This is a genomic window from uncultured Brachyspira sp., from assembly GCF_949287625.1.
Lineage (GTDB): Bacteria > Spirochaetota > Brachyspiria > Brachyspirales > Brachyspiraceae > Brachyspira.
The window spans coordinates 1-14,248 of record NZ_CASEGO010000077.1; the positions used below are offsets into that span (position 1 = coordinate 1).

Genomic DNA, 14,248 nt, shown 5'->3' on the forward strand with positions numbered 1-14,248 from the left:
ATTTTGAACTTTTTTAGAAATAAAAGTAATAAGTGGAAAAAAGAACTATCAATAGCATTAGCAGAGAATTTTCATCTGTTTGAAAATTGACAAACTATAGTTGTTTAGGTATATACTAAATTAACTATAAATGTAAAGCTATTGTTTTAATTATGGTTGTTATAATTGTTTTTAAGTAGGTTTATAGTTAATAATAATAAAAAAGAGTAAAAATATATTATCTAAAGAATTTTTTGTCCAAATATTCTTTTGAAAGTCTTAGTACAAAAGGTCTTCCATGAGGACAATTTGTAAGTATGTTTTCTTCTTCAAGTAAATCAAGCAATGTCTGCATATCGCTGTTTGAAAGTTTATCTCCAGCCTTTGGTGAATATTTGCATGATATAGTAGAGCAAGTGTGTTTTATTATTTTCTCTAAATTGTTATTGTCGCCTTTATTTATATATATGTCCAAAATGTCTTTTATTATTTTTTCTATTTTTTGATTTCTAGGAATGTATATTGGTATATCTTCTATTATAATGCTATGTTTTGAATTAGCTTCAAATTTTATTCCTATTTCTTCTATCGATTTTTTTGAAGAGTTTAATATATCTATTTCATAATCCTTGTATTCTATTTCGCATGGTATAAGCAGTTTTTCATATTCTATTTTTTTTGATATAAGAGTTTTATATATTCTTTCATAATTAAGCCTTTCATAAGCGGCATGCTGATCTATTATATACATTTCTCCGCCGCGTTCGGCTACTATGTATGAAGAAAATACTTGTCCTATGGCTCTTGTATACTCTCCAAACTCTGTATTGTTATAATTGGTCTCATTATGATTAATTGTCTTTTGGTATGTATTATTAAATGTATAACTTTCTGAACTATTTTCATTTGAAGAGTTTTGAACTGTTTGATTGTTATTATTAGCTGTATTATTATTTTTTGAATTATTGGCATTGTCTGAATTATTATAAAAATTATTATTCTGTATAGGAAAAGTAGGGGTAATATCTTTATCAATATCAACTTCTATATTAACTGAATCAAAATTATTTCCTGCATTATTGATATTATTTGATATAGCATTATATAGTATTCCAGAAATTTCTCTTTCATTTTTTATTCTCACTTCTTTTTTGCTGGGGTGAACATTAACATCTATTTTGCTGCTGTCAATATTAATATATAAGAAGAATAAGGGATAACGCTCTTTAGGTATGGCATTAGAGTATGCATTTTTAATAGCGTATGATAGAACTCTGTTTTCTATAGGTCTGTTATTTAAAAATATAAAATTATTTTTTCTAATGGATTGGCTTATTTTCGAGTTTGAAAATAAACCGTAAATTAATACATCGTTTTTTTCTATCTCGATTTCTATTAAGTTTCTAAATATGTTGCTATCTGATAAATAATTTTCAATTCTGTCTTTTAGATTATCCGCTTTTATATACGAACTTACAACCCTACCATTATTTTTAAGTTTCATTGAAATTTGAGGCTGTACCAATGCCTCCATATCAAAAACTTCTTTAACAAGAAAAAATTCTCTTGAAATATGTTTTAAAAACTTATATCTTGCAGGTATATTAAAGAATAAATTTTTAGCAATAACTTTTGTACCCTGTGAGGCAGCAGCAGGTTTATGCTCTATTATTTTACCGCCTTCTATAATTATTTTTCCTCCGTTATTTTCATCTATACTTTTTGAAACAATTTCTAAATTTGTAACATCCGATATAGAAGCTAAAGCCTCACCTCTAAAACCTAATGTATATATGGAATCTAAATCTTCTATAGAGTGTATTTTGCTTGTTGCATGATGAGTAACAGCAAGCGGAAGCTCATCAAAATGTATTCCATCTCCGTTATCTTCTACAATCATGGATTTGATTCCAGCTTCTTCAACAGATACTTCTATATCTGATGCCCCAGAATCAACAGCATTTTCAAGGAGTTCTTTAAGCATAGAAGCAGGTCTTTCTATAACTTCTCCAGCAGCTATACGATTAGCTACAGATTTAGGCAGTTTCATAATATTTTTATTCATAGTTTTATATATTACCATAAAATTAAATAAAAAGATATAATAATTTTATGAATATTTTGATTGTATTGTATGTATAATTTTTTAATTGTTGTTTCTAATAAATATAGAGTTATTAAGTTTTGTATATAATTATTTATTTTTATATTATTATTTTTTAAATAATATAACTGCTAACAATTTTATTTTGTTGTTTTTTGTTATTTAATATATATATTATATTGATTAATTGGTCTATTTTTTAATATAGTATTATATTAAATCAACTACATATAGTAATATTATTTTATGGATAATATACTATAGTTAGGTATAATAAAAATTTCTAATATTTAATTGAAATTGATAAAAAAATGTATTATACTAAAAGCAACGCATTAATATCATAAATAGAAATGCATAAAAATTAATAATTCTTTGGAGATTAAAATTATGTCTAGAAAAATAGTAATAGCTAGTGCCTGCCGTACAGCAATAGGAAGTATGGGCGGAGCTTTAAGTACAGTTTCAGCTGCAGAGTTGGGGGCAGTAGTAATAAAAGAAGCTTTAAATAGAGCTAAAGTTGCCCCTAATCAAGTTGATATGGTATATATGGGCTGTGTTATACAGGCTTCACAAGGTCAGAATGTTGCCCGTCAATGTTCTATAAAAGCAGGTTTGCCAGTAGAAGTTCCTGCTATGACAATAAATGTAGTTTGCGGTTCAGGACTTGATGCCGTAAATATGGCTGCTAATATGATAGCTGCAGGAAATGCTGATATAGTAGTGGCAGGCGGTACAGAAAATATGTCATTGGCTCCTTATGCACTAAAAAAAGCACGTTACGGATACAGAATGGGTAATGACACTATTATTGATACTATGGTTAATGATGCTCTTTGGGATGCATTTAATAACTATCATATGGGTATAACAGCAGAAAATATCTGTGATGATTGGAAACTTACAAGAGAAGAATTAGATGCATTTGCTGCTAATTCTCAGCAAAAAGCCGTTAAAGCTCAAGAATCTGGTGCTTTCAAAAAAGAAATAGTTCCAGTAACAGTAAAAACTAAAAAAGGCGAAGTAGTTGTAGATAAAGATGAAGGTCCTAGACCTGGTACTACAGTAGAAACTTTAGCTAAATTAAAACCAGCTTTCAAACCAGACGGCGGAAGAGTAACTGCAGGTAATGCTTCTAGTATTAATGACGGAGCTGCTGCTGTAGTAGTAATGAGCGAAGAAAAAGCTAAAGAATTAGGTATTAAACCTATGGCTACTTGGATTGCAGGCGGTTTAGGCGGTGTTGAACCTAGAATTATGGGTATCGGACCAGTTGCTGCTGCTAAAAAATTAATGGCTAAAACAGGTTTAACTATTAAAGACTTCGATATTATTGAATCTAACGAAGCTTTTGCTGCTCAGTCAGTTGCTGTTGGTAAAGAATTAGGTATTGATGTAGAAAAACAGCTTAACCCTAACGGAGGAGCTATAGCTCTAGGACACCCAGTAGGTGCTTCAGGATGCAGAATTTTAGTTACATTACTTCATGAAATGGAAGCTAAAAATGCTAAAAGAGGTCTTGCTACTCTTTGTATAGGCGGCGGTATGGGCTGTGCTACTATTGTAGAAAGAGAATAATGGTATTGGGTTATTTTTATAAAATTAAGTGTTATGGGTTTGATTTTTTTAATGAGATAGCCTTATCAAATTAAGGTTATTAGATTTCATATAGTCATGCTTTATGTATTTAATGCATGGCTATATGAAAAATTGTTTTATTATTGCTTATAAAAATTATTATAATTTTTTTTATAAGTACATATTAATTTTAAAGCGGTAAATGAGTAGTTTATAACTAATTAACAAGTTTATAGGTAGTTTATCGTCAATAATAAATGTTATAAGCTGGTAGTTTATAGCCTATGAATTAAGTTATAAACTAATTTATAAGAAAGTTTATCACTAGCAATACATATGATAAACGAGCAGCTTATAACTGACGGATGAAGTTATAAACTATTTGCAGGCGAGTTTATCATTAGCAATACATAAGCAATAAAAGGAGAAATTGATGGAATTCATTAAATATGAAGAGAAAGGTATGATTGGTATTATTACCATTAGCAGAGAAAAAGCTCTTAATGCCTTAAACTCTCAAGTGTTAGATGAAATAGAAAAAACTTTTGATAGTGTTGATATTAATAATATAAGATGTTTAATATTAACTGGAGCAGGAGAAAAATCATTTGTAGCAGGTGCTGATATATCTCAAATGAGTACAGCTACTAAGGCAGAAGGAGAGGCTTTCGGTAAAAAAGGTAATGATGTATTTAGAAAAATAGAAACATTCCCTATACCAGTAATAGCTGCTGTTAATGGTTTTGCTTTGGGTGGCGGATGTGAAATATCTATGAGCTGTGATATACGTATTTGCTCTGAAAATGCTATATTTGGTCAGCCTGAAGTTGGTCTTGGTATTACTCCTGGTTTCGGCGGTACTCAAAGACTTGCTAGAATAGTAGGTGTTGGAATGGCTAAACAAATGATTTATTCTGCAAAAAACATCAAAGCTGATGAAGCTTTAAGAATAGGACTTGTTAATGCTGTTTATCCTCAAGCTGAACTTATGGCAGCTGCAGAAAAATTAGCTTCTTCAATAGCTGCTGCTGCTCCTATAGCTGTAAGAAACAGTAAAAAAGCTATTAATGAAGGCTTACAAGTTGATATGGATAAAGCTATTGTTATAGAAGAAAAATTGTTTGGAAGCTGTTTTGAAACAGAAGATCAAAAAGAAGGTATGAAGGCTTTCTTAGAAAAAAGAAAAGTAGAAAAATTTGTTAATAAATAATAGTTTAATTTGCAAATTAATATATAATAGTTATGCAATATAAATTTATATTTGCATATATAAAAAATAATAATTAAAAAATAAGGAGTTAAAAATGAAAGTAGGTGTAATTGGTGCTGGTGCTATGGGTTCTGGTATAGCACAAGCTTTTGCTCAAACAGAAGGTTATGAAGTTTATTTGTGCGATATAAAAGAAGAATTTGCTGCTAATGGTAAAGCTAGAATTCAAAAAAGTTTTGCTGGAAGAGTAGCTAAAGGTAAAATGCAGCAGGCTGATGCTGATAAAATTTTAGCTAAAATTACTACTGGTCTTAAAGATATTTGTAAAGATGCAGATTTAATAGTTGAAGCTGCTTTTGAAAATTTAGAAGTTAAAAAAACAACTTTCAAAGAATTACATGAAATTTGCAAACCAGATTGTATATTCTCTTCTAATACTTCATCTCTTTCTATTACTGAAATAGGTGCTGGTATGGGAAGACCAATCGTTGGTATGCACTTCTTCAATCCTGCTCCTGTTATGAAATTGGTTGAAGTTATTTCTGGTCTTAATACTCCTAGAGAAGTTGTTGATAAAGTTATCAAAATATCTGAAGAAATAGGTAAAACTCCAGTAGAAGTTAATGAGACAGCTGGTTTCGTTGTTAACCGTATACTTGTTCCTATGATTAATGAAGGTATTGAATTATATTCTATGGGTATAGCTTCTGCTGAAGGTATTGATAATGCTATGAAATTAGGTGCTAATCACCCAATGGGTCCTCTTGCTTTGGGAGATTTAATTGGTCTTGATATAGTACTTGCTATTATGGAAGTTCTTCAAAAAGAAACAGGAGATCCTAAATACAGACCTAGTGCTTTGCTTAGAAAAATGGTTCGCGGCGGATTACTTGGTCAAAAAACTGGTAAAGGTTTTTATGATTATTCTAAAAAATAATGGTATTTTAGTTTATTTATGTTAAGAATTAATGCGGGGGACTAGCTGTTCCCCGTATTTTTTTGAATTTAATATTATTTATTAAGGTTAAAAAGTATAAAAAATTATGAAGTTTAATTGTAATTTTTTATTACTTTTATATAATTAAAAAAAATAAAATTATTAGGATAATTTATTATGAAATATACTGAAATAAATGATGAAGGAATAGAAAGATTAATGGATATATTCTATTCAAGAATAAGAGTTCATAAAGATTTGGGACCTATATTTAATGGTGCTGTTGGTACAGATGATGAATCTTGGGAAAGACATAAAGAAAAAATAGCCAAATTTTGGAAGACTATGCTTTTAAATGAAAATTTGTATATGGGCAATCCAGTTCAGCCCCATATTAATTTACTTCCTTTTGATATAAAACTATTTGATACTTGGCTTGATTTGTTCAAAGAATGCTTAAACGAAGTTTTTGAAGAAAAGGCAGCTAATAAATATTATGAGGTTGCAGAAAATATAGGAAGAAACTTTAAAGCTGTATTATTCCAGCAGTAATATTAATAGGCAAGGGATAAATTATTTATCTTTTGCCTTTATACTTTTGATATATTATCTCTGATTTTTTCTAATATTTTTATAAACTTATCAGTATCTTCTGTATTTAATTCTTTTACTATTGTTTCTAAAACTTTGTTTTCATAGGTTTCTATGATTGGAAGTTCTTTTTTTGATTTTTGTGTTAGAAATAGTGAAAAAGCTCTTTTATCTAGTTTATTTTCTCTTCTCTCTATAAAAGATTTTGCTTCTAATTTATCTATCATAGCTTTTACAGTATTTTGATCCTTATCGAGCTTTATAGATAATTCTTTTTGAGATATTCCTTCTTCTTTAGAGAGTTCTTTTAATACTATTAACTGTTCGGGTGTGATATCAAAATCGATTATTTGTTTTCCTATATACTGATATATTTTTCTTGCAGTATAACAAACGTCGTATCCTATATTTTTAATATTAAGCTCCTTATATAAAAAATGCTATCATATATTTATTATGATAGCATATAATTTATTTTTTGTTAATAGCTTATATTATTAATTATTGTTTACCTCTTTCTATTAATGAGTTTAAATATTTTTCCATATCTTCTTTTGACATAATAAATGGATTTTCTTCGCCGCTTTTCAAATTTCTTACTTTTTCTAAATTGGCATATCCGTTATCAGCAAATAAATGTGCTGTGAGAGAAACTCTTGCATCTCTTGATTGAGCTTCCTTTTTGAAATATTCTGCTGATTTTTTATATTCTGATATTAATTCTTTTTCTTTTGGAAGTCCTGTTCCGCCCCAAAGTACAGCAGTATATTCTTTTCCTCTGAATTTTACAGGAAAAATAAAAGAAGTGCATCCTGCAGTATGACCTGGCGTTTCTAATATGGTTATACTCATATCACCTAAAGTTATTACATCTTTATCCTTTGAATAAATATCAACTTTGGTCTTTGGAGAGCGAGGAGAATTTGCTCCAGTATTTAAATTGAGCATTAACTCCTCATCTGTTTTTGTTAATACAACTTTAGCTCCATATTTTTCTCTTAAATATTTTGCTCCGCCGTAATGATCTCCATGACCATGACTTAATATTATATATTTTAAATTTTTAGGGTCTAATCCAAAGCCTTTAATCCCTTCTTCTATGAGTTTAGCATCTCTGTCGTCCCACATAGAATCTATAAGTATAAGTCCGTCAGAAGTATTTATTACCCAAGCAGCAACACTTACAGAGCCTATGCAGTATACATTATCAAATACTTTTGCAGGCTTTAGAGGAGTATTGTCATTTAGATAATCCATTGGTGTTTTTTCAGCTGCAAATAGTGAAAAAAACAACATTAAAAAAATGAAGCAAGTTTTTTGTAGTAGGTTCATCATTTTTTACCTCCTATTGATATTTTATGCTATAAATATAATACGTATACGTACTATTGTCAATATGTAATTTTTATATAAAAAATAAAAAAATTCTATATTTGATTATTATAATAATTTTCATATATGTTATAATGAAATATATCTTATTTTGGAATGAATTATGTTAAGAAGGTTAGTATTTATAATTTTGATTTTATCTTTAAATATTTTGTATTCTCAAGAGGAGCAGGAGCCTCCTGTTAATATACCAATAATAAAAGTTGTTGCAAACAATGATATTAATGGCTTAAAAAAGCTAATAAATGAAGGTTCTGATATTAATATAAAAGATGCTGAGGGAAACACTCCCTTAATATGGGCTTCACTTTTAGGATATGAAAAAATAGTTAAGGAGCTTTTAGCAAATGGAGCTGATATTAATATGGGTAACAGTTTTGGAAATACACCAATAATGGCAGCTGTTCTTGAAGGAAATAACGGCACTTTAAGAGAACTTATATCTAATGGTGCTGATTTAAATGCTAAAAATAAAGATGGATGGACTGCTTTAATGTGGGCTTGTGTTAAAGGAGACTTATCAGTATTTAGAATGCTTGTTAATGCTAAGGCTGATATAAATATAAAGGATATCAATGGCAGTACGCCTATTATGGTAGCTTCTGACAGCGGTTATTCATCAATTGTAAAAGAATTAATAAAATTAGGCTGTGATGTTAATCAAAAAAATAATTTTGGGGATACTGCTTTGATGATGGGCTCTATTATTGGCGATGTAACAATTGTAAGAGAGTTAATTAAAGCTGGGGCTAATATAAATGAAAAAGGCTCTAATGGAGGAAGTGCTTTGATATATGCAGCAAGATTTGGAAAAATAGATGCTGTCAGAGAATTAATAAAAAACAATGCTGATGTAAATATATCGGCTGATGATGGTACTACTCCAATATTGGCTGCATGTATAGACGGACATAGCGATGCAGTAAAAGAACTTATAAAAGCTAATGCTGATATTAATAGGGCTGATAATGTAGGTTATAATCCTTTGATAGTTTCTGCAATAGAGGATCATATAGTTATTGTAGAGGCACTTATTGATGCGGGTGCTGATATAGATTTTTCTACAAAAGAGGGATACACTCCATTAATGGGGGCTGCTATAAAAGGAAACATTGAAATGGCTCAGGTTCTGCTTGATGCGGGTGCTGATATTAACCATAAAGCAAATAATGGAAAAACTGCTTTGATAATGGCTGAAGAAAAAGAACAGGAAGATATGGTTAATTTTTTAAAGGCTAATGGGGCTAAATAGTTTTTATGTAATTTTTATTACAAAATAATAATGCTTTATAAAACTCATAGTATTGTTTTTTATTCTTTAATGATATAATATTAATCCGCAATAAATATTTAATAAATAGGTTATATATGTTTACAAATAATAATATGACAACTTCCGAATTACTTAAGTCTGTAAGACAAATAGAGATAAAAACTTCAAAAATAGTTAACTCATATTTTGCAGGACAGTATCATTCTGCTTTTAAGGGGCAGGGTATAGAGTTTGATGAGGTGAGAAAATATACTGTTGGTGATGATGTTAGGGCTATGGATTGGAAGGTAAGTGCAAGATATAATGAACCTTTTATTAAACGTTTCAGAGAAGAGAGAGAATTAAGCGTTATAATACTTGCTGATTTTTCTGCTTCTACTGATTTTGGGTTTACAAAAACAAAGCATAATCTGATTGTAGAGCTTAGTGCTTTGCTTAGTTTTTCGGCTTTAAAAAATAATGATAAAGTTGGTCTTTTAATATTTACTGATACGGTAGAAAAATTTATTCCTTTAAATAAAGGCAGAAATCATGTACTTAGAATAATAAGAGAGCTTATAGAGTTTGAACCTAAAAGTGCAAATACAAATATAGCAAATGCTTTAGAATATTTTAACAGAATACAAAAAAGAGACAGCATAACATTTTTAATAACTGATGCCTGTGCCGATTTACCTAAAAAAGAAATAGATATTACAAGAAAACGCCATGATTTTATTGTATGTTTGGTTAATGATGATTTGGAATACAATCTTCCTAATTTGGGAGGCACTTTGGTATTGTCTGATTTAGAAAATGAAGATTATGTTTACTTCGATATGTCTAATAAACGTATAAGAGAAGCCTATTTTAATGAGCAGAATAACATTATGGAAGATAGGCTTAATTTCCTTAAAAGAAATTCTATAGAAAAAATAGTTTTAGATACTTCAAGTGATTATGTTACCGAAGTTATGAAGTTTTTTGTTAAGAGAAGAAGATAATTTTTATTTTTTTATTATTTATAATATTAATCTATTTTTATTTTTTATTAATAATATATAATATTCTCTATATTTTTTTAGAGTTTTATTATGACAAAAGACATGACGGTTGGAAGTCCGTTTAAAACTATAATATATTTCTCTATACCTATGCTTGTAGGAGGAATATTTCAGCAGTTTTATGGAGTGGCAGATACGATTATAATAGGTAAGTTTGTAGGTTCTAGGGCTTTGGCAGCCATTGGTGCTGCTACTTCAACTATGTTTTTCTTTTTATCATTTGCTATAGGATTTACCAATGCATTTTCTATAGTAATGGGTCAGTTCTTTGGGGCTAAAAATGAGACTATGCTTAAAAGAACTTTTTTAAACTCTATATATGTTACATTATTTAGTTCTGTAATATTATTAATATTAGGATTATTTTTTTCAAGACCTCTTATGGTATTGTTAAAAACGCCTGATGATATTATAAATAATTCGGTGCTCTATTTGCAAATATGTGTCGGCTTATCATTCGGACAGCTTATTTATAATGGGGCTGCAAGTATATTAAGGGCTTTAGGAGACAGCAAAACTCCATTATATTTTCTTATACTTACAACCATTGTTAATATTATATTAGATTTGGTATTTGTTGCTTTATTAAATATGAATGTGGGAGGTGCTGCAATAGCTACTGTAATATCTCAGATAATTTCTGCTTTTTTAAGTGTATTATACATTATCAAAAAATTTCCTATGCTGAAATTAAGCAAAGATGACAGAGTGTTTGATTTTGATAATTTATTTATGATAATAAAAATAGGTTTTTCTATGAGTATTCAAGCTGTATTTTTATCTATTGGGGAGATGATTATAAGCGGAGTAGTTAATACTTTTGGCACTAATGTTGTAGCATCATATACCACTGGAAACAGAATAAGTCAGTTTGCATCTATGGCTTATTTTGTTATATCAGAGGCTTTTGCTGTTTATGTGGCACAAAATTTTGGAGCATGCAAATTTGAAAGGATTAAAGAAGGTTTTAAAAGTATAATAATACTTTCTCTCTCTTTAAGTATATTAGCAGCTGTTATTATATTTTTGTTTGGAGATCATTTAATAGAGCTTTTTATATCAAAAAATGATATGTATATAGATACTATAAAAGATATATGCAGAGGCTATTTAAGGATATCATCATTATTTTATCCATTTTTGGCTATAATACTTTTATATAATAATTCTATAAGGGCTATAGGAAATGCTTTTATTCCTCTAATGTCTGGAATAGCTGAGCTTATTATTAAGGTAGGAGGCTCTGTATTTTTATCTATACCTTTTGGATATGTAGGGATATGGTTTGCAAATCCAGTAGGCTGGGCTATAGGTATAATTCCTACTTGTATTTATTTTCATATGTACGCTTTTAAAACAAAAAAAATGATAGACTTGTATCTATAAAAATTATACTGCTTTACATTTATAATTAATTTTAGTATAATAATATCATGAGAGATATTAATGTATTAAATGATTATTTTGTGAGATATTTATTTTCATCTAAAGACAGCAATTTAATATTACTTGATTTTATTAATTCTACAATGCTTGACGCCAATATGAAAACTTTTAGAAGTGTAGAGATTTTGACACCTTTTAACTATAAAGAAAATTATGATGATAAAGAAAGTATTGTTGACGTTAAATGCATTACACAAAATGGAACAGTTGTTATAATAGAGATTCAGCTTCAAGGTAATTCAAGATTTCCAGAACGCATATTATATTATTGGGCTTCTAATTACAGCAGACTTTTAAAGCAAGGTGAAAAGTATGATGCTTTAACTCCAGTAATTAGTATAAATTTGCTTAATTTCAATTTAGATGATAATGACTGTATACATTCCTGCTATATGATTTATGACACTAACAATAAAAGACTCCTTACAGATCATTTGCAGATACATATAATAGAATTAAAGAAGTTTAAATATAATTTGCTTGAGCCTAATTTAAATTGCTGGCTTAAATTTTTCACTATGAAAGAAAAAGATAATAGGGAGGTTATAATGTCAGAATTAGTAAAAGAAAAACCTATAATGGAAGAGGTACAGAAAAGATATAATAATTTTATAAAAGATAGGTTAATGATGAATGAGTACGATAAAAGAGAGGCTTATTTATATGGTAATCAGATAATGTTGGAAGAAGAAAGAAGATTAGGAATTGAAGAAGGTTTTAAAAAAGGTATAGAGAAAGGAATAAAAGAAAATCAAATATTAACTGCCAAAAATATGAAAAATAAAAATATCGATATAGCACTGATAAGCGATATTACAGGGCTTAGTATAAAAGAGATAGAAGAGTTATAATAAAGCTATTTAATGTATATTAAAACTATTGATTAAATATATTTATTTATAAAATTATTAATAGTACCCCAGTATAGACTTTCATCTTTCATTACCGCTGATATATGCCCGCCGTCTTTAATTATTAGCTTTTCTTTTTCTGAAGAGCATGAATTATAAAGTTTGTGTACCATATTGCAATTGACTAACTCATCTTTATCACCATGTATAAAGAGTATAGGTACTTTTGATTTTGATACGCTTTTTTGAACATTAATATCATCAAATGAAAAGCCAAGTCTGATCTTTGCCATTATAGAAGTTAATTCCACTATCGGAAGAAAAGAAAATTTATATGCTATGTCAAGTCTTTCTTTTAACTGTTCGTATGCATTTGAAAAACCAGCATCTTCTATAATTGCTTTTACATTATTTAAATCTTTATTTGAATCTTCATTTAAATTTTCACAGCTGCACATCATAACTGCATTTGCTCCCATTGAAATTCCGTATAGAATAATTTTGGCGTTATTATAATTATTATTGATATACTTAATCCAAGCTAATACATCAAGCCTCTCTAAATATCCTAATGAATATATTTTTCCTTCACTTTCTCCATGACTTCTTAAATCTATAGCAAGTACATTAAATCCCATATTATAAAATTTTTCTATAAAATATTTCATATAAGAGCCTCTGCCTTCATATGGGTGAACTATTATTATATATACATCGCTGTTATTATTTATTAAATGAGCATGAAGTTTTAAATTATCGCATGAAACTGTGCATACATCTTTTTGATTTTCTTCAAACCATATTTTTCTTTTTTCTTTTATTAATTTTTTTTCTTCATCTTCTTCTTTTGTTTTTTCTTTTCTTTCAAAAAGTTTTTTATTAGTTTTTATAAGGAGCTTATTTACAAAATGATTTGCTGTAATTATCAGAATTACTGCAGTTATAATTATTACAGATAGTATTATATATAATGCTATTATCATAAAATTTAACCCAAAGCCACATCAAGAACCATCATAACGGCAAAACCAATTATAAAACCAAATACCCCAAAGTGATTATGTTCTTCAGCTACAGCCTCAGGTACAAGCTCCTCTACAACAACATATATCATAGCACCAGCAGAAAAAGATAATGCTATAGGAAGTATAAGCGTAAGTTTAGTAACAGCCAAAGCACCTATAACAGCAGCAATGGGTTCTACTATTCCAGATATAGCACCAAATAAGAAAGATTTTATATTTGATACACCTTTTGTTTTTAGAGGAAGTGATACGGCAGCACCCTCTGGAAAGTTCTGCAAACCTATAGCCAATGCTAATACTAAAGCAGCATTAAAAGTTACATCGGCATTTCCTATAGAGAAAGCTCCGAATGTTATTCCTACAGCGAGCCCTTCTGGTATATTATGCAAAGTTACAGCTAGAAATAAAAGTATATTTTTTGAAAGTTTTGTATTTGTTCCTTCTTTTTGTTCGTTTCCATTTACTATATGCATATGAGGAAGTATTTTATCTAGCACCCATATAAAAAATGATCCAAATAAAAATCCGAAAGCAGGTATAACCCAATTCGGCAGATTAGTATTTTTTGATAACTCTATAGAAGGTGCAAGTAATGACCAAAAACTAGCAGCCATCATAACTCCAGCAGCAAATCCGTACATAGAAGCAAATACTTTATGTTTAACTTCTTTCGAAAAGAAAAATACAAGTGATGAGCCTAATGCTGTAAAAGTAAATGTTATAGTTCCCCCAAATAATGCAAGTAATGCTGGGTTTATATTTTCCATCATTTTATAACCTTAAATAAATATAATTTTTTAATTTATATATTATATATAT

13 protein-coding genes are annotated in these 14,248 nt (G+C 28.8%); 8 read left to right on the plus strand and 5 right to left on the minus strand.

Going from position 1 to position 14,248, the window contains the following annotated elements; all coding sequences use genetic code 11:
* Positions 1-217 precede the first annotated feature (217 nt).
* Positions 218-2,044, minus strand: a complete 1,827-nt coding sequence (gene mutL, locus Q1X91_RS11070; RefSeq protein ID WP_300757236.1) for a DNA mismatch repair endonuclease MutL — start codon at positions 2,042-2,044, stop codon at positions 218-220.
* A 429-nt stretch (positions 2,045-2,473) separates the two neighbouring features.
* Here mutL and Q1X91_RS11075 point away from each other — a divergent pair, with 429 nt between their 5' ends.
* From Q1X91_RS11075 to Q1X91_RS11090, 4 genes are all read left to right on the plus strand, one after another.
* Entirely contained in the window at positions 2,474-3,661 is a 1,188-nt protein-coding gene (locus Q1X91_RS11075; protein ID WP_300757239.1) for an acetyl-CoA C-acetyltransferase, read from the plus strand.
* Between the two features lie 433 nt (positions 3,662-4,094).
* Positions 4,095-4,871, plus strand: coding sequence for an enoyl-CoA hydratase-related protein (locus Q1X91_RS11080; RefSeq protein ID WP_300757241.1), 777 nt, complete (start codon positions 4,095-4,097; stop codon positions 4,869-4,871).
* A 94-nt stretch (positions 4,872-4,965) separates the two neighbouring features.
* Positions 4,966-5,808, plus strand: a complete 843-nt coding sequence (locus tag Q1X91_RS11085) for a 3-hydroxyacyl-CoA dehydrogenase NAD-binding domain-containing protein (protein ID WP_300757243.1) — start codon at positions 4,966-4,968, stop codon at positions 5,806-5,808.
* 177 nt (positions 5,809-5,985) lie between these two features.
* Positions 5,986-6,360, plus strand: coding sequence for a group III truncated hemoglobin (locus Q1X91_RS11090; RefSeq protein WP_300757245.1), 375 nt, complete (start codon positions 5,986-5,988; stop codon positions 6,358-6,360).
* Between the two features lie 38 nt (positions 6,361-6,398).
* Here Q1X91_RS11090 and Q1X91_RS11095 read toward each other — a convergent pair whose 3' ends face one another.
* Together Q1X91_RS11095 and Q1X91_RS11100 are read right to left on the minus strand one after the other, a co-directional pair.
* Complete coding sequence (locus Q1X91_RS11095) at positions 6,399-6,815, minus strand: MarR family transcriptional regulator (RefSeq protein WP_366945515.1); 417 nt, start codon at positions 6,813-6,815, stop codon at positions 6,399-6,401.
* Positions 6,816-6,900: 85 nt separating this feature from the next.
* Positions 6,901-7,734: an MBL fold metallo-hydrolase gene (locus tag Q1X91_RS11100; protein ID WP_300757248.1), complete on the minus strand. Its 834-nt coding sequence runs from the start codon at positions 7,732-7,734 to the stop codon at positions 6,901-6,903.
* A 160-nt stretch (positions 7,735-7,894) separates the two neighbouring features.
* Between Q1X91_RS11100 and Q1X91_RS11105 the strand changes: the two genes are divergently transcribed.
* From Q1X91_RS11105 to Q1X91_RS11120, 4 genes are all read left to right on the plus strand, one after another.
* Positions 7,895-9,043: an ankyrin repeat domain-containing protein gene (locus Q1X91_RS11105; protein ID WP_300757250.1), complete on the plus strand. Its 1,149-nt coding sequence runs from the start codon at positions 7,895-7,897 to the stop codon at positions 9,041-9,043.
* Positions 9,044-9,159: 116 nt separating this feature from the next.
* Positions 9,160-10,047 (plus strand): DUF58 domain-containing protein, encoded by an 888-nt coding sequence (locus tag Q1X91_RS11110; protein ID WP_300757253.1) that lies wholly within the window; start codon positions 9,160-9,162, stop codon positions 10,045-10,047.
* Positions 10,048-10,137: 90 nt separating this feature from the next.
* Complete coding sequence (locus Q1X91_RS11115; RefSeq protein ID WP_300757256.1) at positions 10,138-11,493, plus strand: MATE family efflux transporter; 1,356 nt, start codon at positions 10,138-10,140, stop codon at positions 11,491-11,493.
* A 47-nt stretch (positions 11,494-11,540) separates the two neighbouring features.
* On the plus strand, positions 11,541-12,404 hold the full coding sequence (locus Q1X91_RS11120; protein WP_300757258.1) for an Rpn family recombination-promoting nuclease/putative transposase: 864 nt from the start codon (positions 11,541-11,543) through the stop codon (positions 12,402-12,404).
* Between the two features lie 32 nt (positions 12,405-12,436).
* On the opposite strand, the gene Q1X91_RS11125 is transcribed toward Q1X91_RS11120, so the two are convergent.
* Complete coding sequence (locus tag Q1X91_RS11125; RefSeq protein WP_300757261.1) at positions 12,437-13,387, minus strand: alpha/beta hydrolase; 951 nt, start codon at positions 13,385-13,387, stop codon at positions 12,437-12,439.
* A 5-nt stretch (positions 13,388-13,392) separates the two neighbouring features.
* Positions 13,393-14,199 carry a ZIP family metal transporter gene (locus Q1X91_RS11130; RefSeq protein ID WP_300757264.1) on the minus strand — a complete coding sequence of 269 codons (807 nt, stop codon included), beginning with the start codon at positions 14,197-14,199 and terminating at the stop codon, positions 13,393-13,395.
* Positions 14,200-14,248: the final 49 nt, after the last annotated feature.

Excerpts from the sequence above, each read along its gene's own strand:
- mutL (WP_300757236.1), bottom strand. The coding sequence starts at position 2,044 with ATGAATAAAAATATTATGAAACTGCCTAAATCTGTAGCTAATCGTATA.
- Q1X91_RS11075 (WP_300757239.1), top strand. The coding sequence starts at position 2,474 with ATGTCTAGAAAAATAGTAATAGCTAGTGCCTGCCGTACAGCAATAGGA.
- Q1X91_RS11080 (WP_300757241.1), top strand. The coding sequence starts at position 4,095 with ATGGAATTCATTAAATATGAAGAGAAAGGTATGATTGGTATTATTACC.
- Q1X91_RS11085 (WP_300757243.1), top strand. The coding sequence starts at position 4,966 with ATGAAAGTAGGTGTAATTGGTGCTGGTGCTATGGGTTCTGGTATAGCA.
- Q1X91_RS11090 (WP_300757245.1), top strand. The coding sequence starts at position 5,986 with ATGAAATATACTGAAATAAATGATGAAGGAATAGAAAGATTAATGGAT.
- Q1X91_RS11100 (WP_300757248.1), bottom strand. The coding sequence starts at position 7,734 with ATGATGAACCTACTACAAAAAACTTGCTTCATTTTTTTAATGTTGTTT.
- Q1X91_RS11105 (WP_300757250.1), top strand. The coding sequence starts at position 7,895 with ATGTTAAGAAGGTTAGTATTTATAATTTTGATTTTATCTTTAAATATT.
- Q1X91_RS11110 (WP_300757253.1), top strand. The coding sequence starts at position 9,160 with ATGTTTACAAATAATAATATGACAACTTCCGAATTACTTAAGTCTGTA.
- Q1X91_RS11115 (WP_300757256.1), top strand. The coding sequence starts at position 10,138 with ATGACAAAAGACATGACGGTTGGAAGTCCGTTTAAAACTATAATATAT.
- Q1X91_RS11120 (WP_300757258.1), top strand. The coding sequence starts at position 11,541 with ATGAGAGATATTAATGTATTAAATGATTATTTTGTGAGATATTTATTT.
- Q1X91_RS11125 (WP_300757261.1), bottom strand. The coding sequence starts at position 13,387 with ATGATAATAGCATTATATATAATACTATCTGTAATAATTATAACTGCA.
- Q1X91_RS11130 (WP_300757264.1), bottom strand. The coding sequence starts at position 14,199 with ATGATGGAAAATATAAACCCAGCATTACTTGCATTATTTGGGGGAACT.